Annotated in this window: 15 protein-coding genes; 1 reads left to right on the top strand and 14 read right to left on the bottom strand. The window is 29.9% G+C overall.

Annotated features, from left to right (window positions below; translation table 11 throughout):
- Positions 1-163: 163 nt before the first annotated feature.
- The 13 genes from JOC62_RS00305 to JOC62_RS00245 all read right to left on the bottom strand — a co-directional run bounded on the left by JOC62_RS00305 (position 164) and on the right by JOC62_RS00245 (position 20,254).
- Positions 164-1,495, bottom strand: coding sequence for a sensor histidine kinase (locus tag JOC62_RS00305; protein ID WP_204593161.1), 1,332 nt, complete (start codon positions 1,493-1,495; stop codon positions 164-166).
- Positions 1,496-1,514: 19 nt separating this feature from the next.
- A complete protein-coding gene (locus tag JOC62_RS00300; protein ID WP_204593160.1) occupies positions 1,515-2,228 on the bottom strand; it encodes a LytR/AlgR family response regulator transcription factor in 714 nt (237 codons plus the stop codon).
- A 262-nt stretch (positions 2,229-2,490) separates the two neighbouring features.
- Entirely contained in the window at positions 2,491-3,612 is a 1,122-nt protein-coding gene (wecB, locus tag JOC62_RS00295; protein WP_204593159.1) for a non-hydrolyzing UDP-N-acetylglucosamine 2-epimerase, read from the bottom strand.
- 31 nt (positions 3,613-3,643) lie between these two features.
- Positions 3,644-5,446, bottom strand: coding sequence for an EAL domain-containing protein (locus JOC62_RS00290; protein ID WP_204593158.1), 1,803 nt, complete (start codon positions 5,444-5,446; stop codon positions 3,644-3,646).
- A gap of 66 nt (positions 5,447-5,512) precedes the next feature.
- The gene (locus JOC62_RS00285) at positions 5,513-7,111 is read right to left on the bottom strand and encodes a peptide chain release factor 3 (RefSeq protein WP_204593157.1); all 1,599 of its coding nucleotides are present in this window, start codon (positions 7,109-7,111) and stop codon (positions 5,513-5,515) included.
- Positions 7,112-7,349: 238 nt separating this feature from the next.
- Complete coding sequence (locus tag JOC62_RS00280; RefSeq protein ID WP_204593156.1) at positions 7,350-7,538, bottom strand: hypothetical protein; 189 nt, start codon at positions 7,536-7,538, stop codon at positions 7,350-7,352.
- A gap of 224 nt (positions 7,539-7,762) precedes the next feature.
- Positions 7,763-13,588, bottom strand: coding sequence for an alpha-N-acetylglucosaminidase TIM-barrel domain-containing protein (locus tag JOC62_RS00275; RefSeq protein WP_204593155.1), 5,826 nt, complete (start codon positions 13,586-13,588; stop codon positions 7,763-7,765).
- Between the two features lie 250 nt (positions 13,589-13,838).
- Entirely contained in the window at positions 13,839-15,002 is a 1,164-nt protein-coding gene (locus tag JOC62_RS00270; RefSeq protein ID WP_204593154.1) for an NAD(P)-dependent malic enzyme, read from the bottom strand.
- 368 nt (positions 15,003-15,370) lie between these two features.
- The gene (pepV, locus tag JOC62_RS00265) at positions 15,371-16,744 is read right to left on the bottom strand and encodes a dipeptidase PepV (protein WP_204593153.1); all 1,374 of its coding nucleotides are present in this window, start codon (positions 16,742-16,744) and stop codon (positions 15,371-15,373) included.
- A 108-nt stretch (positions 16,745-16,852) separates the two neighbouring features.
- Complete coding sequence (locus JOC62_RS00260) at positions 16,853-17,815, bottom strand: glycosylasparaginase (RefSeq protein ID WP_204593152.1); 963 nt, start codon at positions 17,813-17,815, stop codon at positions 16,853-16,855.
- Between the two features lie 53 nt (positions 17,816-17,868).
- Positions 17,869-18,390 carry a GrdB-related putative oxidoreductase gene (locus JOC62_RS00255; RefSeq protein ID WP_204593151.1) on the bottom strand — a complete coding sequence of 174 codons (522 nt, stop codon included), beginning with the start codon at positions 18,388-18,390 and terminating at the stop codon, positions 17,869-17,871.
- Between the two features lie 72 nt (positions 18,391-18,462).
- Complete coding sequence (gene celB / locus JOC62_RS00250; RefSeq protein ID WP_341534771.1) at positions 18,463-19,815, bottom strand: PTS cellobiose transporter subunit IIC; 1,353 nt, start codon at positions 19,813-19,815, stop codon at positions 18,463-18,465.
- Positions 19,816-19,930: 115 nt separating this feature from the next.
- Positions 19,931-20,254, bottom strand: coding sequence for a PTS sugar transporter subunit IIB (locus JOC62_RS00245; protein ID WP_204593150.1), 324 nt, complete (start codon positions 20,252-20,254; stop codon positions 19,931-19,933).
- Between the two features lie 364 nt (positions 20,255-20,618).
- Here JOC62_RS00245 and JOC62_RS00240 point away from each other — a divergent pair, with 364 nt between their 5' ends.
- Positions 20,619-22,229 (top strand): sigma 54-interacting transcriptional regulator, encoded by a 1,611-nt coding sequence (locus tag JOC62_RS00240; RefSeq protein WP_204593149.1) that lies wholly within the window; start codon positions 20,619-20,621, stop codon positions 22,227-22,229.
- A 151-nt stretch (positions 22,230-22,380) separates the two neighbouring features.
- Here the strand turns inward: JOC62_RS00240 and JOC62_RS00235 are convergent, their stop codons facing one another.
- Positions 22,381-23,769, bottom strand: coding sequence for an aspartate ammonia-lyase (locus JOC62_RS00235; RefSeq protein WP_204593148.1), 1,389 nt, complete (start codon positions 23,767-23,769; stop codon positions 22,381-22,383).
- Positions 23,770-23,839: the final 70 nt, after the last annotated feature.

Raw genomic sequence — 23,839 nt, 5'->3', positions numbered from 1 at the left:
CATTTTTTTCCAACCAGTAAATTATATATCATTTACTATTTTTTTACAATATTTACTTATATATTTAATTAAACACATATTAAAATTATATGATAGTAGGCCTATTTAAATTCTATTTTAAAAAGGATTAATATAAGAAAACTCCTACATTAATCCCAAATAATCATTTATTTTTAATTATTACGCACGCTATAAAAGTTTCGCCTTTATCCTTTAGGATAAGTTGCCCATTATATCTATTAATGCTCCTTCTGACACTTTCAATGCCTATTCCATGATATTTCTTATCTTTCTTTAAAGTTATAAACTTATTATCTTTCCTTATAGATACATCGGCCTTTGAATTTATTAACTTTATAGTTAAATATCCATTTGATACTTTTGACTGAATATCTATAACTTTTTCCCTATACTTATCATCTATTCTATCACAGGCCTCTATAGCATTATCTAAAAGATTTCCATATATAGCGCATAAATCTAAATCATCTATATTAATATTTTCAGGTACTTTAATATCAAAGTTTATGTCTATCCCCTTTTCTTCACATATTATTTTTTTACTTAAACATATGGCATCTATTATTTTATTTTTACAAATTAAAATATCCCTTTCTAAATCTATAATATTAGAACAATATTTATCCATATAGTTTTTAAGCTCATTATACTCTTCATTTTGAAGAAGTACTGAGATTATATTATTATGATTATTTATATCATGCTTTATTCTAAATATTTCACTATAATATTTTTCAAGTTCAACATAGTGATTATATTGATTTTTTATTTGCTCATTTAATAAATCAGTCTTTTCTTTAAACTTCTTTGCAGTACCTTTTGCTATTGAATTTTTGATTATAAACCAACTAATCAATAAATTAGTAGCAGAACAAAATAGCACAAATATTGAAAAACCTCTAGTATTACCTAATACGTAAAGATACTGAACAAACCCAATATTAACCATATATGAAAATATTAATATCAGCTTTATTCCTAAACTTTTTTCATTTTCAAGACTCTTTTCTATATACTCACTATTATTAATTATTACGTTACTTACTATTTTAAGAGTTATTATTACCAAAGTAATATATAAAACTACAGTTCTTGTTTTATCTAAGCTTTGTATTGAAGTATTAATGTTACTTATATTATTTTTTGTAATTAATTCATAAGATGAAAATATTATATTTTGAAAATTAATTATATTAATAGGTATTATTCCAGATAGGAATAATACCTCCCCTTTACTACTCTTTGTGAATAAAGTTACTACACTTAGCAAAACAGAGAATAATAATGTATTCATATTTATATTATCGTTAAAACGAAATGATACTAAGGATAATAATATTGTTGATGTCATAAAAAAATATATACCAATCTTACTAATAAAATTTAAATCATCATCCAATTTCCTTATAATAGATATATTATATACAGCTATAAAAATACCTGTTGCCAGAAATATAACTTTTGTTTCATTCATCCCCAATATTACTCACAATTTATACCATCTGCAAATAATTAAAGAAAGATTCTTTTAAACTCTCCCTATATTTTCTACCAATTGGAATTACTTGCCCATTCAACAGTCTTACTTCATTACTTTTAAGTTCCTTTATCTTAGATATATTTATAACATAACTTCTATGACATCTTTTAAATCCTTTCTCTTCTAGATCTCTTTCAACATTTTCTAATTTTTCATAATAATTAATAACATCATCTTTTTTGTATACATTTATTTTTCTATGTTCTACTTCTAAGTAATATATGTCATTTAACTTCAATAACAGTTTACTGCCATTTTTATTTATTTCATAAAACTCCTCATTACTATTACTTATCTCTATAGCTCTAAGTAATTCTTTTTCAATTCTATCAATAGAAGGCGGCTTTATTATATAATTTACTGCTGATATTTCATATCCATCTAATATAAATTCTTTGCTACTACTTAGAATTATAAATTTTACTGATTCATTAAATTCTATTATCCTTTTTGCAATATCTATTCCATTTGAATCACCAAGAATCATATCTAAAAATACTACATCATATTTTGGTATATCTCTTTGATAAACACTTAAAAGTTCTCTACCGGAATTAAATTCTTCTATTTTTATTATTATATTATTTTTTATTGCTATCTTTTCTAATATATTTTTTAGATTTATTCGATCATAGCCTTGATCATCACATATAGCAATGTTAACCATAATATTCCTCCTTAAGTTTATTACCCCAATTCCCTTTGATTTTTATTATATATTAAAATTTATTTTATTAAATACTGAGTATATAATTGTATTTAAAATTATATAATAGTTAATATTTATTTTTTATTATTTTGTATCAAACTACTAATATCATGTACTAAACAACACATTTTATCTACTTTTATCTTTTTATGTAAATTTTTTCATACTTATTAGAAATAAAAAATCCTTCTAATTATCTATATAATCAGAAGGATTTTCTTTAATTAAAATATTTATCTATTTCATCTAATATTCTGATACATGCTTTTCCATCTCCATATGGATTTGCAGCATGTGCCATCTTTTCGTAAGCTTCTTTATTTGTTAGAAGCTCTTTTGCTTCATTATATATATTATCAGTGTCTATCCCAGCAAGTTTTATAGTTCCTGCTTCTACTGCCTCTGGCCTTTCTGTTTCTGTTCTAAGAACCATAACTGGTTTTCCAAGAGTTGGTGCCTCCTCTTGTATACCACCTGAATCTGTCATTATAAGCTTAACTCTTGACATAAGATTTGCAAACTCAACATATTCTAGAGGTTCTATAAGATGAACTCTTCCTTTATATTTATCAAAATAACTATGTGCAAGTTCTCTTATTGCAGGATTTTTGTGCATTGGGAATATCACTTCAACTCTTTCATCTTCTTCAACTAACTTTATCATAGCTTTAAAGATATTTTCCATTGGTTCTCCCCAATTCTCTCTTCTATGAGTAGTTAATAATATTACATCTTTATTCTTGTAATTTATATCATTTAATACTTCTTGTTCAAATACTAAATTTTCATCTATTACACTTAAAAGTGCATCTATTACTGTATTTCCTGTTATGAATATATTATCAGGATTTACTCCTTCTCTTAGAAGATTACCCCTATTAGTTTCTGTTGGAGCAAAATGCATTGTTGCAATGCTACCAGTTAATTTTCTATTTGCTTCCTCTGGAAATGGTGAATATATATCATATGTTCTAAGTCCTGCTTCAACGTGTCCTACTGGAACTTGATTATAAAATGCAGCAAGAGCTACATTTAATGTTGTTGAAGTGTCTCCATGAACTAGAACTATATCTGGAGTACACTTTTTAATTACTTCATCTACTCCTCTTAAAACCTTAGTTGATATATCTATTATTGTTTGTCCATGTGCCATTATATCTAAATCATAGTCTTGCTTTACATCAAATATCTCAAGTACAGTATCTAGCATATCTCTATGTTGTGCTGTATCACAAACTATTGATTCAAATCTATTATCTCTTTCAAGTGCCTTAACTAAAGGACACATCTTTATTCCTTCTGGTCTTGTTCCAAAGACTGATAATACTTTTATAGGTTTCATAATAATCTACCATCCTTATATTATATTTAGCCTATTTTATTATTTCGCTATAGTCTAATTTTATTTCTTCTATTTTAGTTGGTTTTTGAATATAGCATCCTTGGCCAAAATCAACACCTAAGGCTCTAACAAAATCAAATTCTTCCTTTGTTTCTATGCCTTCTGCAACAATTTTAACTCCAAGCTTTTTAAGCATTGTTATTATATTTGTTGTTACTGTCTTAGTATACTCATCTTTATCTATATTACAAATAAGCTCTTTATCTAGCTTTACTATATCTGGTTTTATTTTAAGAATTAAAGACTCATTTGCATATCCAGCTCCAAAATCATCAATTGCTATTTGAATATTTTGCTCTCTATATTTATTAAGCATATTTTCCAATTTTTCATTCACATTATAGGATGTTCTCTCGGAAAATTCTACAACTATATTCTTATAATTATCAATGCTATCCATATCTACACCAATGTTTTTAAGTTCATTTTTTGTCTCAGCTACATATCTATATCCATCATCTTCATTCATCTCACTAAAATTAACATTTATAAATATTTTAATTTTATTGTAGAAAGAAGAGCTTATATAATCATTATAAACATTAACGCCAAATTTCATTGCTGCATAATCTTCTAATCCCTTTTCTTTTGCTATATCTAAAAAGTCAACTATGCTCCTATAAGTTCTATCTTTAATACGGGTTAATCCCTCTATTCCATAAAGACTCATATCATCTAAATATACAATTGGCTGGAATATACTATAATACTTCCTATCCTCTATAACCTTTTGTAATCTTAGCTGCTTTTTATTTATCTTTTTATATTTTTCATACTGATTTTTATTAAAATAATTTAAAGTTGTTTCTAAAGGCTTTCTAATCTTTTTAGCTTCTTGCATTGCAAACTCAGCATATTTATAAAGGCCATCCTCTGTTGCAACGTCAAAACTTAAAATAGATATACCTATTGAGCAGGTTATATTAACTTCTGTATTATTTATTAAAGTATTTATAGTTAATCTAGTCCTTATATCATTTAAGAAAGATTCCATATCTTTTCTTTTATTAAATCCATGTCTATAAACTCCAAATTGATCTCCTACAAATCTAAAAACTACTGTCTTCTCATCACTATAGCCTTTAAGCCTTGCAGCAAAAGTTTTAATAACTTCATCTCCAAATTCATGTCCATAGACTTTATTGTATGTTTGGAATTCATCTATATCTATAAATAAAAAAGCACCATATGAAAATCTATAGTCATCAATAAGCTTTTTTATCTCTCTTTTGTAATTATTTCTATTGATAAGTCCTGTTAGTGGATCTATTCCTTCATCAACTTGATAAGTAATATCACCACTTCTTTCATAAGTAATATCAGTTAAGATAATATCAACTCTATTATTACTTATTATGTGAGCATACGCCCTAACAAATCGCTCTATACCCTCATCTTTTACTGAATACTCAAATTCAAAATGCTCTTCTTTTTTAGCAGAATCTATAAGTCTATTAAACTCTTCTCTTGAAATTGATATTGCTTTTAAGAAATCATTTAAGGTTATAATATCGCTTGACTTATCATAAAGAAGCTTGAAATTCTTTTGTGAATTAACTCTTTCACTTTTTATCTTTGCAGTTACTATATCTATATTTTCGTTTTTTCTAACTAACGTATCTAACTCTCGTCTTATTATTTCATACTTTCTATTTGTATCTTTATTCATCACCATAATAAATATCCAGATGAGAGCTAAAACCAGACAAAACAATATTAATATAACTGTATTATCTTGCAAATTCCCAGTTTGCATAATAATTAAAGATTCCACACACACTTCATCCCCTCAAATATTTAATTAACCCTTTTATACCACACACTAAATTATTGTTATATTCTAACTTTCTGACTTTCCTACATCTGATAATATAATTCCCTTATTATGATCTAATGCCCAAGATATTCCCCAAGTGTTTTGGAAAATAAGTAAGCTTCTATCTTTTAAATCCTTAACCTTCTTAGTATCTGATGTAAGATTTAATTTATCTACGTCTATGTTTCCATCATCTTCAATCCATCTTACGAATCTATATGGAAGTCTTTCCATCTTAATATCAACATTATATTCATTCTTTAATCTATACTCTAAAACTTCAAATTGAAGTACACCAACAACACCAACTATTATTTCTTCCATACCAATGTGTAACTCTTTAAATACTTGGATTGCTCCTTCTTGAGCTATTTGAGTTACCCCTTTAACGAATTGCTTTCTCTTCATAGTATCTACCGGTCTAACTCTTGCATAATGTTCTGGTGCGAAAGCTGGTATTCCTGCAAATGTGAATTTCTTTGAAGGTGTACAGATAGTATCTCCAATTGAGAATACACCTGGATCAAATACACCAATTATATCTCCAGCATAAGCCTCTTCAACTATTTCTCTATCTTGTGCCATAAATTGTTGTGGCTCTGCAAGTTTAATCTTCTTACCTTGTTGCATATGATAGTAGTCTTTACCTTTTTCAAACTTACCTGAACAAATTCTCATAAATGCTATTCTATCTCTATGTGCTTTATTCATATTTGCTTGTATCTTAAATACGAATGCTGAGAAATTATCATCAAATGGATCTATTTCACCTATAGATGAATTTCTTCCAAGAGGTGATGTTGTCATTTCTAAGAAATGTTCTAAGAATGGTTCAACACCAAAGTTTGTAAGAGCTGATCCAAAGAATACTGGTGTTAATTGTCCTTCTCTTACTTTTTCTACATCAAATTCGTCTCCTGCAATATCTAAAAGCTCTATATCTTCCATTAGCTTTTCATGAAGAGCTTCTCCTAATATTTCTTTGAATTTAGGATCATCTACATCTCCATCAATTGCCTTAACTTCTTTTTGTCCATGTTCTCCACCTGTAAAGGCTATGATTCTCTTATTATCTCTTTCATATACCCCTTTGAATTCTTTACCTGAACCTATAGGCCAGTTCATTGGGTATGTTTTAATTCCAAGTTCATTCTCAATATCTTCTAGTAATTGGAATGGATCTTGAGCTTCTCTATCCATCTTATTTACAAAAGTAAATATTGGCATTTCTCTAAGTGCACATACATGGAAAAGCTTCTTTGTTTGTTCTTCGACCCCTTTAGCTGCGTCAACTACCATTACAGCTGAATCTGCTGCCATAAGAGTTCTATATGTATCCTCTGAGAAGTCTTGGTGACCTGGAGTATCTAATATATTTATACAGTGTCCTTCATAATTAAATTGCATAACTGATGAAGTAACTGATATTCCTCTTTGTTTTTCTATTTCCATCCAGTCAGAAACTGCATGCTTTGATGCTTTTCTTGCCTTAACTGAACCTGCAAGTCTTATAGCTCCTCCGTATAATAGGAATTTTTCTGTTAATGTTGTCTTACCAGCATCTGGGTGAGATATAATTGCAAAGGTTCTTCTTTTTTCTATTTCATTTCTTAAATCAGCCAAGATTTTTCCTCCTTAATTTATGTTAATCTAGTTTTATTTACAAATATTATAATCCACTCTCGATTATAACATAGTATTTAGACTTCTGTATATAATTTGGTCTGACAATATACACCTACAATTTACATTTTCTATTATTTATTTTAATATTATTATTCTATAATCTTGCCATATAAAAAAGCACCTAAACTTATATTTTAAAAATAAGCTTAGATGCTTTAATTTATAACTGTTCTTTTTAAGGCATAACTCCAATTAAAGACATAAATCCAAATACAACAACTACTATTACTGCAACTACTATTACTATTTTGTGTATGGCTATTTGTTCTTTACTTTCTTCTGGCCTTGAATTAACATGCTTATGTGATATTTGTTTTTCATGTTCTTTGTGTTCTTTGTATTCTTCATGCCTATCTTTACTCATATTCTTAGCTCCTCACATTCACTAATTTTATGTATAGTATCTTTATTTATAAGTAATAAATTATTTTTAATAATAAAATATCATCTTATAACTAATATAATACTTCCATAATTTTCAGTAAATGATTATATGAGTTAATTAATCCTTTATTTATAAAATGTTATAAATGTTCAAGATTAACCTACATAAAGCTCTAATATAACGGTCTAAATTAAAGTAAATTATTAGTCTCTCTTTTTCTTTATTAAGAATGCTCCAGCTGCTGTCATTATTCCCCCTAATATAAGACCCATAGTTGGAACTTGTCCTCCTGTATTTGGAATATCATTTGGATTATTACTTTGATTACCAGGTTTATTGTTCTCATCTCCTGGTTTATTATTTCCATTTCCAGGCTTATTCTCTACGTCACCTGGCTTGTTATTTCCGTCTCCTGTATTATTTCCATCACCTGGTTTGTTATCCTCTCCCGGCTTATTATCCTCTTCTGGCTTATTGCCATTATTTTGTTGAAGCTCTGATAACTTATCTTCTCCAAACTTTATAACATCATTTAATTTATCTGTAATCTTTTTAACTTCCTCTGCTCCTATATCATCATTATTACATACTTTTTCGGCTTCCAATATACAATCTTCTATCTTCTTTATTACATCATCTGTACCATCATATTTTTTAAGATCATTAATAAGTTCTTTTGCCTTTATTATTAATGATTTTAAATTATCCTTATTTACAATTAAGGACTTATTGAATTCATCTTGAGCTTCTAATAACTCTTTTATAGCTTCATCAACTTTACTTTGACTAGCATTTTTATCATTTAATACGTTAGTTGCAACATCTATAGCTTCCTTATATTTTTTTATTGCAGACGGAGTATATATTCCGGAGGCTCCTTCAAGTTCCTTTTTACCTTCATCTATAATATTCTTTAATGCATCTTTATTTACAACATGTACTCCTTCTTCAAACTTATCTAATGCAGCTTTTAGAGTCTTCGTTATTTCTTTAATTTGCTCAGAGCTTTCTGCCACTTTAAACTCTTTTTCTGATTTTTCTATTGCTGCTTTAAGCTCATCTACTGATTCTTTAGAATATTGGCCATGACCTTCACCAACTACTGCATTTCCAACCTTTTCTTTAGCTATGCCTAATATAGAATTGTATCCATTTTCTGCATCAGCTACTTCAATATAGCTATCTAACGCTTTGTTTAATTCATCATATGAATCATCAATTTCTTTCTGAGTAACCTTAACTTTTTCATATACTTTTACTGCATTATCCTTTTCTGTCTTTAATGCATCTATTATACTTCTCTCTTCTTTTGTTAATTTATTTAACATCTCAGTATCTATATTATCTAATACATATTCAACATTACTTATTAATGATGCTAAGTTTATTCTATTAATTGTAACTTTACCTTTATAGAACTCTTTTAATGCTTCTTTAAGCTTATCTATCTCTTGTCCTACTTCCTCTGAATTTAGACCTCTCTTTGAAGCTTCTTTAGCAGAATTTATAGCATTTTCTAGAATATCTTTTGACTCGTTGCTATATTCTCCTGAGAATTCTCCAACCTTTGCACTATCATATACCTTTTGAACCTTTTCTATATAGTTTACTAATGGTCCAGTTACATCTGCTTTATAGATCTTTAGCTCATTTAAAGTAATATTCTCATTTCCATAAGTAACTCTTATTGCACTTGCAAGTACTGATTGAGGTAACATATTAAGATTGCTTTCTACATTTTTATCATTTGATAATTTATCAACTATAGTCTTCCAGTTTTCATTATCACTTGTATATTCTATCTTATACCTTAGAGCCTCATTTGAACTTTTTATTGTCTCTATTGCAGAAATATCAGATTTTTTATCTAACTTAATTACATATTCTTTTGCATCTCCATTTATTAATGAAACTGAAGTTTTAGCATAACCATCTACTAAAGAATTCATCTTACCATCAACATTTGGAGTAATAGATGAATTTATAGCTACATTTTCTGGCTTTGAATATGCTTTTATTTCAGCAATTGCAGGCCAAGCTCCTTGAGCATTTCCAACTTGTGCTTTACCTGTTATTGTTACTACTGTGTTTGTTATATTCTTATTTACTGGAATAACATATGATTTCTCCAATACTTCATTATTGTTTGTCTTATCTAAAACAGTACTTCTATTTCCATTTCCATCTATAACCTCTACCTTAAATTTAAATGGTAATCCAGCCTTTTCAAATACTAATTCTAAATTTTCAACAAAGTATTCTTTCCCTAAATCTACAGTTGCTTCTGCTGGCATTGCTCCACCACTTGCAACCCATATAGTATTTTCATCTCCATCTGTTATGTTTGATAATGGCTTTCCACCTTCTGCATTACTTCCTGTTACTTTCTTATTTAAAGCAACATTTACAGATTCAATTTCTTCTTTTACTGGTCTTAATGCCTTAACCTCTGCAATTGCAGGCCAAGCCCCTGGCCATTCACCAACATTTGCCTTGCCAGTAAATGATACCTTTATATTTTTAATATTATCATTTACAGGTATCTCATACGTTCCTTCAAGAACTGAATCATTCTTAGTTTTATCTAATATCACTTTCTTATTTCCATCGTTGTCTATAGATTCTACCTTAAATTTAAATGGTAACCCCGACTTTTCAAATACTAATTCAACTTTTTCAATATATTCCGAATCAGTTAAATCTATAGTTACTTCTGATGGTATCTTGCCTCCATCTGCTATCCACAATGTATCTTCTTTTCCATCTGTAATATTTGATAATGCACTTCCACCTTGTGCATTAGTTCCAGTTACCGGCTTACCTAATGCAACATTTTCGTAATTTACCTTTTCATCCGCACTTTCGTATACCATTATCTCTGTTAATTCTGGAACTAAATTTTTATCATTACTATTTAAGTTAACTCTAACTTTCTCAGCGCTACCTTTATAATCTATATTTATAGTTCCTGTAACTGTTCCTTCTGTCTTTTCTGCAATCTTAGTCCATTTACCTCCGCTAAATATTTCAACATTATAAGTTATAGGGAAGCCTCCAGCGGCTTGATTAAATGCAATTTGAATTCCATCTACATTATATGATTTTTCAAGATTTACAGTTAAACTTGCTGGCCATGTAACTCCATTTGCAATCCATGATGTACCTGTATTTCCATCAGTAAGATTTTTAGTTGGATATTCACTATTAGTAGGTACACTACTTTCAACTGTTTTTCCTAAAGCTATATTAACTTTCTCTGCTACACTTCCACTCTCACCTAAGAATTTTTCCATGTTTGTTACAGAGAATTTCTCCATAGCTATAGTTGCAAGTTCACTTAAAATTTCTCCTGATCCTTCAGTTGGATAAGACTTTTCTTCACTTGACTTTTGAACTGCCCACTCATACTCCATCTTATGCCAATTTATTGATGGAGCTTTCTTTCCAGTTTTCAATTCTTCAGTTAAACCATTAACCCAAGTCTCCCACCTCTTAAGATATAAATCTCCTGTTAGACCTGCCCACTGTCTATTTGAATAATCCTTTAAACTACCATTTTTGTAATCACCCCAAGTTGTTATAAGAGCTCTTGCATTAAATTCAAATAAATCCTTTGTCCAATCATCAGCACCCTCAAGCATTGTTCTTGAATCTTCTATCCAATTTCCAACTAAGAATTCAGGACTTGTAGATAATATTCTCTCTTGTAATCTTATAAGTTCTAAGAACTGAGTAGATATCTTCTCAAATTTAGCTAAATCCTTCTTCTTATAAGCATTTACTATTTCTTTGTGATATTCTTGAGATGAATTTGCAAGTACTTGCTTTGCAACATCTAGGAAATCATATATAAATGCCTCACTATCCTTTAATTCATCATAAGCCTTTATAAATAATTCTAATGACTTTTCAAATTCCTTCTTGTCATATGGAATCTTATTATTTCCCCAAGTCGATGCACTGTTTATTGTAAAGTCTGGTCTTGAGTTTATAATTGACTCTGCTGCCCCTTGATAGTAATCATTTCTTTTGTTATAAGCTGTTTCTAGAAGTATATCCCAAGCTTCTTTTATATTCTCATTCTCTTTTCCATATCTTCTTTCAATATATTTATAAGTCCACTCTTTAAAATCAACTTTATCTCTAGTCCATATCATATCACTAAGTAATTCATAAACTATTGGACTATTATTTATTGCTTCTGGTGTAATTCCTATCCCCTTCATATTTTTTGAATCTGCATATGCATCTTGTATATTGTTTGCTATTCTCTCTGGTTGTCCGTCAAGACCCATTCTTCCTCCAAAGTTATGAAGCATGTTCCATACCCACGGTACTCCTAAGTCATCAAATCTTTTATATCCTGGATTTAATTCAGAATTCAAATCTAGAATTAGAGCTTGATCCTTGTTCTTTAATCCATTTACTTTATTATTAGATGGATTTCCTTGCCAATGTTGTATAACCCAAACTGAATCTTTATCATGTTCAATCATCTTTTCTTGAATTGTTCCGTAAATTCTTCCCTCATCAATCCCTCCAGTATTTCCACCTTCATGGAATGGATCAACTGCATAATAATCTGTCACATCTCCAAATACCTCTTTTTGCTTTTCATAGAATACATCTGCAACTTCTGCAAAATAATCCCTTTTACCATCCTCTACAAAAGTTTTAAGCATGTTAGGTCTATCAAATCCACACCACTCACCTTGTGGTAATATTTCAGCATCCTTATTCTTTTCTTTAAAATCTAATGGAACCATACCTGAATATCCTTGAAGCACTGGGTTTATTCCATAAGTTTGCATTCTATCGTGCATCTTTCTTCCAAGTTCAGCTCTATCTTCAAACCAATTATCTGGAAGTGGTCCTCCAAAGCTAGTCATATTCTGCATATAAAACCATGCAAAATAAGCAGGTCCTGATATAAACTCTTTTACTTCTTCATCAGAATATCCAAACTCATTTAAAGTTCTTCTTAAAACTTCTTCTTGTCCTACTATATCTAAAACTAAGTTATAACCGCTCATTGCAGCCCAATCTAGAAATGCTTCATACTCATCCCAATCCCAGAATGCCATTGTGTATGAATAAGTACAAAAATTTAGTGCGTATCTATGTTCATATGGTGTATCAATAACTATTTTCTTTAAAACTTTAGGCAAATTCTCTGGCATATTTAGATTTGATCCCATCATAGGATTGTACATTACATTACAATAATTCTTTAAATAATAATTAAAACCTGACGCTAGTGAAACCCCATCATTTCCTCTTATTACTATCTTTCCATCCTTAGAATCTTCAATTTCAAAAACATCATTTCCTGTTGACGTAGCTTTTCTTACCTCAAATTTAAACTTATCTTTATACTCATCTCCTATAACTCTTCCAACCATGTTTGACATTTCTTTTATAGTTTTTTCATTAGCATAAGCTTTATCATTTGCAAAATTATTATATTCTTTTGACCATTTTGTATCATTGAAATCAGTCACAGAAATTGGTTTATCAACTGGCTTTTCATTAGATACTTTCTCTCCATAAATTTCAACTTCTGCAATGTTTGAGTTATTAGATGCAGAGCTAAAAGTTACATCTACTCTAATCTTTGAAGCTGACATATTTCCTAGATTATGAGAATCCCCTTCTGATTTAGCTGGACTTGAATCACTCTTTTCCGCTACTTTAATGAAATTTTCCCCATCTGAAGAAGCATATATATTGTAGTTATAGTATCCTTCTAATTTATTAAATATCTTAATTTCTGATAAGCTATAGGTCCCATTTAAATCTATTTCAATCCATCTATAATGATTTGATGACTCCCAGTAAGTAGATTTATCTCCATCCATAGCTAAGTTAACATCATGACCATTTGTATTGCTTTTAGCTGTTACTGTAACGCCCTCTTTAATATTCCCTTTTTTAATATCTGCCTTTGCTATTAATGGAGCATTCCCTATAAGACTTGTTACTATTGTTAATGCCACTGCCCTACTAACAATTTTCTTGACGTTTTTCATTGATATTCTCCCCTTTTGAGTATATTTTTATTAATTAATGTAATTTGCACATAAAAAAAAGCTAAAAAAGATAGTAATATATCTTTTTTAGCTTATGCCCATTTTTTATGGTAGCACGCTTTCGTTTGCAATTATTATTCATTTTCTATATTTAAATTATATTTCATATTTTTACCATAGTCAACCATTTATTTACATTTTTCTCGTCTTAAACTAACAATATCAACCTTATATTTACATCTACTTTATTTTATTTATTAATATATTTAACTGCCTTTCTAACCTCTTCTGCTACTTTTATTTGAACATCTCTATCAAATGGCTTTGGCATAATATAATCTTCTGAAAGCTCATTAGATTTAACTGAATCAGCAATAGCAAATGCTGCTGCAAGCTTCATTTCTTCTGTTATTCTCTTAGCACCACCATCAAGTGCCCCTCTAAACATACCTGGGAAAGCTAATACATTATTAATTTGATTTTTAAAATCTGAACGTCCTGTTCCAACTACTCTAGCGCCAGCTTCCTTTGCATCTTCTGGGAATATCTCTGGTACTGGATTCGCCATAGCAAAAACTATAGCACCCTTATTCATAGTTTCTACCATTTCCTTTGAAAGAACATTACCAGCTGAAACTCCTATAAATACATCAGCATTCTTTATTACATCAGAAAGTCCACCTTTTTCATTATTTAAGTTTGTAACTTTAACAAGCTCTCTATGAATATCACTTTCTTGTTCCATATCTCTATGAAGTACCCCATTTATGTTGCACATAACAATATTTTTAGCCCCCCATGATAAAAGAAGCTTCGCTATTGCACATCCTGCTGCTCCTGCACCATTTATAACAATTTTTATATCTTCTTTATTCTTATCTACAACTTTTAAAGCATTAATTAAAGCTGATAAAACAACTATAGCTGTTCCATGCTGATCATCATGGAATACTGGAATATCTAATCTTTCTTGAAGCTTCTTTTCTATTTCAAAGCAACGTGGTCCTGAAATATCTTCTAAGTTTATTCCACCAAAAGTAGGCGCCATTCTAACTACAGTATCAACAATTTCATCTACATCCTTTGTATCTAAAACTATTGGAATTGCATCAACATCTCCAAACTCTTTAAATAGTACACTCTTTCCTTCCATTACAGGTAGTGCCGCCTCTGGTCCAATATCGCCAAGTCCAAGCACTGCTGTACCATCTGAAACAACAGCTACTGTATTCCACTTTCTTGTATATGTATTTACTAATTCTTTATTTTCATGAATCTTTCTGCAAGGTTCTGCAACTCCAGGCGTATAGGCTAAACTTAAATCCTTCTCATCGTTTACTTTAACTCTTGATTTGATTTCAAGCTTTCCTCTAAGTTCTTTGTGAAATTCTAATGCTTCTTCATATATATTCATTTTAACCTCTCCCTTTACCATAATCTTTTCTAATATATTACATTTATTTTTATATTACATTACAATCATTTAGAATACAACATTTCATAATATTATAAAGAAACCTATATCCATAAAAGAGACTCTTACATCTATTATTACTTTTAAAGTTTGAATTCATTAACGCAAATATATTTCTATACATAAAACTTAAATTTACTAACTTAATCGTCTAATTATGGTTGCTTCTCCTAAAGATACCTCTTCTGCAATTTCTGTTATTGATTTATATATACATTCAAAAGCGTTTTTCTTAAATAGAAATTCTAAATTATATATAAATTGCCTTGAATAAGAGTATATTTTACTCTCCTCAAGGCAACTTTAAGTTATTTCGCTAAATTGTAAATTGCATTTGTAAAAATTTCTGTATTAAGAAGTAAATCTCTAATATACATGTACTCATCTTTATTATGACCTATTCCTTTTTGTCCTGGAAATGATGGTCCAAAGGCTACTATGTTTGGGAATACCTTAGCATAAGTTCCCCCTGTTGTAGTTACTGGTGTTCCATCAAATCCAGTTACAGTTTCATAAGATTCTTGTAGCTTTTTAAGAAGTTCATGGTCTTTATCAAAGCAAACTGAATCCATTCTTCTGTTTTCAGTTATCTTATATCCTTCATTTATGATACTCTCTATTATACTTATCATATTTTTGTGAGTATAAGTAATTGGATATCTAAATACAACAGATAATCCTATTCGATCTCCACTAATAGATAACTTATATGGATTTACTACTAAACTTCCTGATATATCATCTTTGCACTCTATACCGCTCTTTTCTAATGAATAATTCTCATGGAAGTTTTTATATACAAATTCTATGAACTCTTTTAGTTCACCTGTAAAACTACTATTTCCTATTCCATGTAAGGTTTTACACAATGTTGTAATAGCATTCTCTCCAGCTTCTGGTGCATTACCAGGTGCTTGCGATCCTTTAACACTTATCTTTTCCGCAACTTCAGTTTGCCAATTTATATTCTCTCCATCCAATGATTCTCTTCTAAATATTTCTATCTCAGCGAAATCTGGTACCATATTATTTCTAAAATTTCCTTTTATACTTTTTATAATACAATCTTTAATCGGATTACTCCATATAGTTACATCAAGTATTCCCCTCTCTCCATATACTGCTGGATACTTACAATCTGGAGTAAATCCCATAATTGGTGGCTTCTCTTCATTTAGATAATATGGAATATCTTTAAATCCAGTCTCTTCGTTTGTACCAAAGATTACTCTTATCTTTCTTGAAATTTTAAGATTTAAATCCTTTATTATCTTCATTCCATAAAGTGCTGCCATTATTGGTCCCTTATTATCTAGAACACCTCTACCAAATATTTTCCCATCTTTAACTGATAGATCAAAAGGAGGATAAGTCCACCCTTTTCCTGCCGGAACTACATCTACATGTCCAATAATTGCTATATATTCTTCCCCTTCACCGTACTCTGCATACCCAATTGCATTTCCTATGTTCTTCGTTCTAAACCCCAATTTTCTTGATATCCTTAAAGCTTCCTCTAATGCCCTTTTAGGATTTTCTCCAAAGGGTGCATTTAAGGATTTTTTACCTTCAACACTGTTTATTTGAACTAATCTTCGTATACTGAATAAAAGCTCACTTCTATATTCCAAAACCTTCTCATAAAACGCAATCTCTAGACTATCTTTATCTACGTTTTTCATATCTAATTTCTCATCTTCTTTCATAATTATTTAAACATAGACTATATATACTCTAATCTTTTTTAGTTTAAACCTTTAAAATTGACCCATTTAATAATTAATTAGTTATTAGTCAAAAGTTATTGGTGATTTTATTCTCTTAAGATAAGCATCAAGCCACTCTTCTGAAGCTTTTTCGTAAGTTGTTTTTCCATCTTTAATTTCGTTACAAACATATACTGTTGGCTCTTCATCTTCTGATACAACTGAGAATGAGAACCCTACTATATTAGTTGCAACTCCCCATTCACCTTTGTTGTTAAGAGCTACTAGTGAAAGATCTCCTGACTTTCCTCTTCTTTTTACAAGCTTATCATTTAATTCTTGAACCGCCTTATCGCAAGCTTCTTGAGGATGCATTCCCTCTTTCATAAGTCTAACTATTTCATATGAAATACAACCTTTCATTAAATCTTCTCCAAGACCAGTTGCTGATGCTCCACCAACTTCACTATCACAGTAGAATCCTGAACCTGATACTGGTGAATCACCAACTCTTCCTCTTCTCTTCATGAAAAGACCACTAGTTGATGTACCAGCTACCATCTTTCCTTCTTTATCTACAGCTATCATACCAACTGTGTCATGACCATCATATGGACTTAATCCTTTTTCAATTGTTTCTTTTCTTCTCTTTGTGTAATATCTCTTTGCTCTATCTGTAAGCATATTCTCTCTTTTAAAGCCTTCTTTATGTGCATATTCTTCTGCACCATCTCCAACTAAGAAACAATTAAATCTCTCTTCACTAAGCTTTCTTGCGATACTTATTGGATTCTTAAAATCTTTAATTCCTCCAACTGCACCTATTGAAAGAGTGTCTCCATCCATATATGCAGCATCTAGTTCAACTTCACAATTTTCATTTGGAAGTCCACCAAATCCTACTGATTTATAATAAGGGAAATCCTCAACCATTTTTATTGCCTTTTCTATTGCATCTCCTGCAAACCCACCCTTTTTAAGGTCTTCTGATGCTTCTGTTATTCCCTCAACTGCCATTCTCCACGTTGCTATCATAGCCCACTTCATAATAAATTCCTCCACTTCTACTGCTTTTCTACTATCCATTCACTTCTTTTATTCTAAAAACATACTTCTCTTTTTAAATCTTCTACATTTTCTTTTTTAGCAAGTTTAACTGCCATCTTGCAGATATTTTCTATTGATTGATTTAATCCAACTCCACCTTTTTTAGGTGTTTTTACAACTATAACTTTATCTTTATATTTTTCTGTTGCTGGATTTTCTAAAGACATAGCCGCAAATGCTGGTATATCTGATTTATTATTTATTTCTTCAGCAAGTCCCCCTGCCATTTCTCCAAAGTTAGGATAGTGAAGAGCTGGCCCACATACTACTACATCTGGACTTAACTTCTTCGCCATTGCTACAAACTTCTTCTTTACTTCCTCTTCATTGTTTTGATAATATAAATCTCCACAATACAAAGTAGCAACTATCTCCCCGTCCATTTCTTTGAAATAAGGCTCCATCATTTTTCCTGGTCCTATTATTGATTTTTTTCCAGCTGGTGGTAAATCTGCGTTTTCATCACTTCCCATTCCAGCTTGTACATGATTTAATACTAGTAATATTTTAACCATTGCTCTATCTCTCCTCCTAAACCTTTATATCTTATCTAAATCTTCTAATTTTTATTTTTAAATTCTTAAATTCTATAACTCTAAATCATCAAAATCTATATCGTCATCATCATCTTCAGTAAGTGCCGCTGTGCCTTCTTCTTTTAGGTACTGTCTATCAATTGTCTTTATAAATGGAATGTATATAAATACCCCTAAGATTATTAGTAATATTTGTAGCACTGAACCTTGCCATCCTGAAACTAAGAAACCTGAAATAATTGGTGGTGTTGTCCATGGAATTTGAACTCCATTAGTATATGGTACCAGTCCACCTGACATTGCAAAATATGAAATAATTATATTGATTGTTGGTATTAAAACAAATGGTGCAAGCATTATTGGATTAAGCATGATTGGTAGACCAAATATAATTGGTTCATTTATACCAAATACTCCTGGTAAGAATGAAAGTTTACCAATCTTAGAAACCCTCTGGCTTTTACATACTAAAATAATTGCAATAAGTAATGATAATGTACTTCCTGCGCCTCCAAATGTTGCAAACATATCTTGGAATTGACCTGTTATAATGTTTGGAATTTCTTGTCCTGCTTGGAAAGCTTCTAAATTTTCTACTGATAATGCCTTTAATACTGGATTAAATACTGCTCCAACAACACTTGATCCATTGATTCCAAAGAACCAGAATCCGTGTAAGAACAGATATGCAATAATCATTGCAGGTAGTGTATTACCTAGCTTTAGTAGTGGTACTTGTAGCATTTTGAATACAAAATTATGTATTGTCTCATAAGCTGTTGCTGCAAATATATAATTTACTGCGAAGAATATAACAATAACTATTCCAGCTGGTATTAATGCTTCAAATGATTTTGCAACTGTTGGTGGAACACCAGCAGGCATTTTAATTACCCAACCTTTTTTAAGAATCTTTGCAAATATAGTAACTGAAACAAGGGCAACTATCATTCCAAGGAATAATCCATTAGAACCTACCCAATCTAATGGAATACCTTTAACGATGTAACTTACATCTTCTCCCTTTGGAGCGAAATCAATCTTATAAGGAGTTACAATAAAGAATGCAACTATAGCTGTTGCTGATGCTTGAATTGCATCAATATCTAACTGTCTTGCTAAGCTATAAGCTATACCCATTACAGCTAATATTGTCATAATATCAAATGTTGCTGCAACTGGTGTTGTAAGCTTAGCTGCCCATCCTTCTCCTAAGAATTGCGCTACCCAGTCATTCCATCCTGGAATTGGAAAGTTTGCTATAAGTAAGAAAAGTGATCCTATAATTAAAAGTGGTGTCGAAACCAAGAAACCATCTCTTATAGCTATTAAATATTTATTTCTACCTATAACTTCTGCCATAGGCATTAATATTTTCTCAAGCTTTTTCATAAAAAAGTTCATTTTGTATTTCCCCCTCAATATTAAATTTTGCTATTATACCAAGTAAACTTTAACCCTTTTCACTTAAAATATTGCTTTATCTATTAATGTTTCTTTTATCTTGTTCTTTAGTAAATTACTTTGATGCTTTCTTGATTAATTTAATTGCATGCTTTAATACTTTCTCTCCGTCCATAACTCCATAATCAGCTGCATTTATTGCATCAACTGGTATTCCTAATGGCTCACACTCTTCTTGCATTTTTTTAAGCATAAATCTTACTTGTGGTCCAAGTAATACACAATCAGGTCTTTGCTCTTGAATTAAGGCATGAGCTTTAACACACGGATTTGCTTCAATATGTATGTCTAAGTTATGTTTTTTTACAACCTCTTGCATTTTTGAAACTAAAAGACTAGTTGACATACCTGCGTCACAGAATAAAAATATTTTTTTCATTTATAATTCCCCCTTAGATTTTGATAAATTTTTTAAAATTTTAATATTTTATTTACTTATGCCTATATTAATAGCAATTAATATGCCAACATTTTTTAACATCTATAAATGACCTATTTTAGCCAATATAAATGATATCCTTTTCAATAATCATTGATTTTCTATAGAGTGTGCATTAGAATAATACATAATAATGTAAATATTCCTTATTTTAAGCACACTAAATAAGCTTAAAATACTTATTTTAGACAATAGGGAAATAAAATAAATACATTAAGTGATATTACTCTAAATATTTAAAAAAGTAATTATAAAGAATTTACTTATAAAATAAATATATTAAAAGGTATTAGGGGTGAACAATTTGAAAAGAGTCGATTTAGTTTATGAGACTATTGAGAAACTAGACAAAGGTAATGGGGTAACAACACAGGATGTTTGCGATGCTTTAAATATAGAGCGCTCAAACATAAGTAAAAATTTAAATAGATTAGTAAAGGAGGAACGACTTTTTAAAAATTCTACAAGACCAGTAAAGTACTATCTCAAAAATCCAAATAACATAGATTTTAATTTAAGATCATCTCTTGATAAACTTTCCTATCTGTATCCATCACTAACTGAAGCAACAAAACTTGCTAAAACTGCTATTTTATATCCTCCAAATGGCATGAATTCTCTAATCATTGGTGAAACTGGCTCTGGTAAATCCATGCTTGCAAAACTTATGCACGACTATGCAGTTTCATTCTTTAAAGATAATGATATTCCTTTTATACATTTTAATTGCTCTGACTACTCAAATAATGTTCAGCTATTAAGCTCACATTTATTTGGTGTAAAGAAAGGTACATTTACTGGAGCTACTGAAGATAGAGCAGGCCTTATTGAAAAAGCGAATGGTGGAATATTATTTTTAGATGAAATACACAACTTACCTAGTGAAGGACAAGAAATGTTATTCTTATTTATGGATACAGGCTATTTTAGAAGGTTTGGTGAAGTCTCTAAAAAGATAAAATCATCAGTTAGGATAATATGCGCTACAAATGAAGATATAAGCCAAACATTACTTAGCACATTTTTAAGAAGAATCTCTATAAAGATTAAAATGCCAAACCTTCATGAGAGAAGTCTTGAAGAAAGACTTACTTTAATTGAAACCTTCCTAAAGGAAGAAAGCCACAACTTAAACAGCCCAGTGTACATATCTTATAATGCATTACTTTGCTTCCTATCCTATGATTGTCCATACAATGTAGGACAACTCAAAAATGATATAAAGCTTGCAGTTGCAAATGCATATACTGATTATTTTATAAATAACAAAAAACACATTAAAATAAATAGTCCTGATCTTCCAAAAGAAATAAAACATAAATTATCTAATCCTTTGATTGAAGAAAGAACTGTTTTAGATACATTGGATTCTATAAATAGATACTTTATTTATGATGATAATACTAAAATAACTAGTCATTCATTCCAAAATCAAAAGCATGCAATATTTACAGCTTATAAAAATTTAATTAATAAAAGTGAAATACTAGCTTCAAGTAAAAACTCAATTGCTTCTGATTATAATACTATATTAGAAGAATATTTAGATTGTATAGAAAAGCATTCTGATAATTACAGATATAACTTTTCATATGCAACCTTTGATGAGACAAATGATAAGCTATATGAATTTGACAATAATATAAAAAAATTCTTTAAGGTTAAATTATATGAAACATTATTTAATATTCATATAGACTTAATCTACGATAGACTTAGCCTTATAACGTTAGATACAGTCACTCTTCATAATAGATTGAAGGCTCAATTCCCTGAAGAATATAAACTTGCAATATCATATACCAATATAATTGAGGATAATTTAAATCTCTATTTCCCTGCATCCGAATTTATATTAATTATGCTTATATCAATTTATGTAAGTAATAGACAAGCTACTAAAACTGAAGATTAATATTATAAAAAATAAAATGGAGGCTTCCCTATTTAATTAGATTAGCTTCCACTTTATTTCCTAACTTTTTATATATTAAATTTATTTAATTGTCTATAATTAACTTTCCATAAAAACCCTAACTAGCCTTTATTAGTTTCAAACATTTAAATTATCCACTTATTTTAACCATCTTATCTATATTAAGCGTCTTAGTTATTTCTTCATCACTAAGTCCTAATTCTTCCTTTATAACCTCTTTAATATTTCTATTAAGTTTAAGTGCCTTCTTTGCAATAAATGCAGATCTTTCATAACCAAGACTTGGTGCAAAGGCAGTAACTATTCCTATACTCTTTTCCACAAGTTCTTTACATCTCTCCTCATTAGCCTCTACTCCATTTATACAATTCTTAGTTAAAGTATGAACTCCATTAGTTAAAATTCTAATTGATTGGAATACATTTAGAAGTATTATTGGATAAAAAGCATTAAGCTCTAATTGCCCTGAACTTGCAGCAAGTGTTACTGTTGTATCATTACCTATTATTTGAAAAGCTATTTGCTTTAATAATTCTGGCATTACAGGGTTAACTTTACCTGGCATTATTGAAGAACCATTTTGCTTTGCAGGAAGATTAATCTCGGAAAATCCTGTTCTTGGACCTGATGACATAAGAATTAAATCTCCTGCTATCTTACTTAAATTAACTGCACATACCTTTAAATCTGAAGAAAGTGCTGCAATAGTATCCGCATTTTGAGTTGCGTCTATCAAATCTTCTGCTTGAGTTATATTAAGTTCAGTTAACATTCTTAAATTACCTACAACTTCTTTTATATAATCTGGATTTGCATTTATTCCTGTACCTACTGCTGTTCCTCCAAGATTAACTTTTAATAATTCCGTTTGTCTTGATTCTAATCTATTTATATCTCTTCTTATAGCTCTACTATATGCAATAAATTCTGAACCTAGGCTTATTGGAACTGCATCTTGCATTTCTGTTCTTCCCATTTTAATTACATCTTCAAATTCTTTTCCTTTATTTAAAAGAGCATTTTCAAAATCTCTTAATTCCTCTAAACAATATTCTAATAAGCCATGACAATTAATAAGCCCAGCTGTTGGAATTACATCATTTGTTGACTGCCCCATATTAACGTGATCATTTGGATGAACCGGATATTGAAGTCCTTTTTCATAACCTAAGATTTCATTTGCAAGATTAGCCAAAACCTCGTTCATATTCATATTAGTTGATGTTCCAGCTCCCCCTTGTATTGGATCTAATATAAATTGATCCATATAATTTCCATTTATAATTTTATCGCAAGCTTTTACTATACCATCCTTAATCTTATCTTTGAGCTCTCCTACTTCACAATTTGTAATAGCACAAGCCTTCTTAACTAAAGCTAAACTTCTTATAAATGATTCTTCTAAACTCATCCCACTTATTCTAAAGTTTTCATGCCCTCTCAAACTTTGAACTCCATAATAAACATCCTTTGGTACCTTTTTACTTCCAATAGAATCCTTCTCTACTCTAAATTCCATCTTAAAAACCTCCAATATCACTTATGATAAATTTCTCTTATCTATGTTTATATTAATAGCAACTCTCATG

The organism is Clostridium sardiniense (assembly GCF_016907995.1).
Classification (GTDB): Bacteria; Bacillota; Clostridia; order Clostridiales; family Clostridiaceae; genus Clostridium; species Clostridium sardiniense.
The sequence above is the reverse complement of the archived record's forward strand: the minus strand, read 5'-3'. Positions and strand labels throughout refer to the sequence as shown.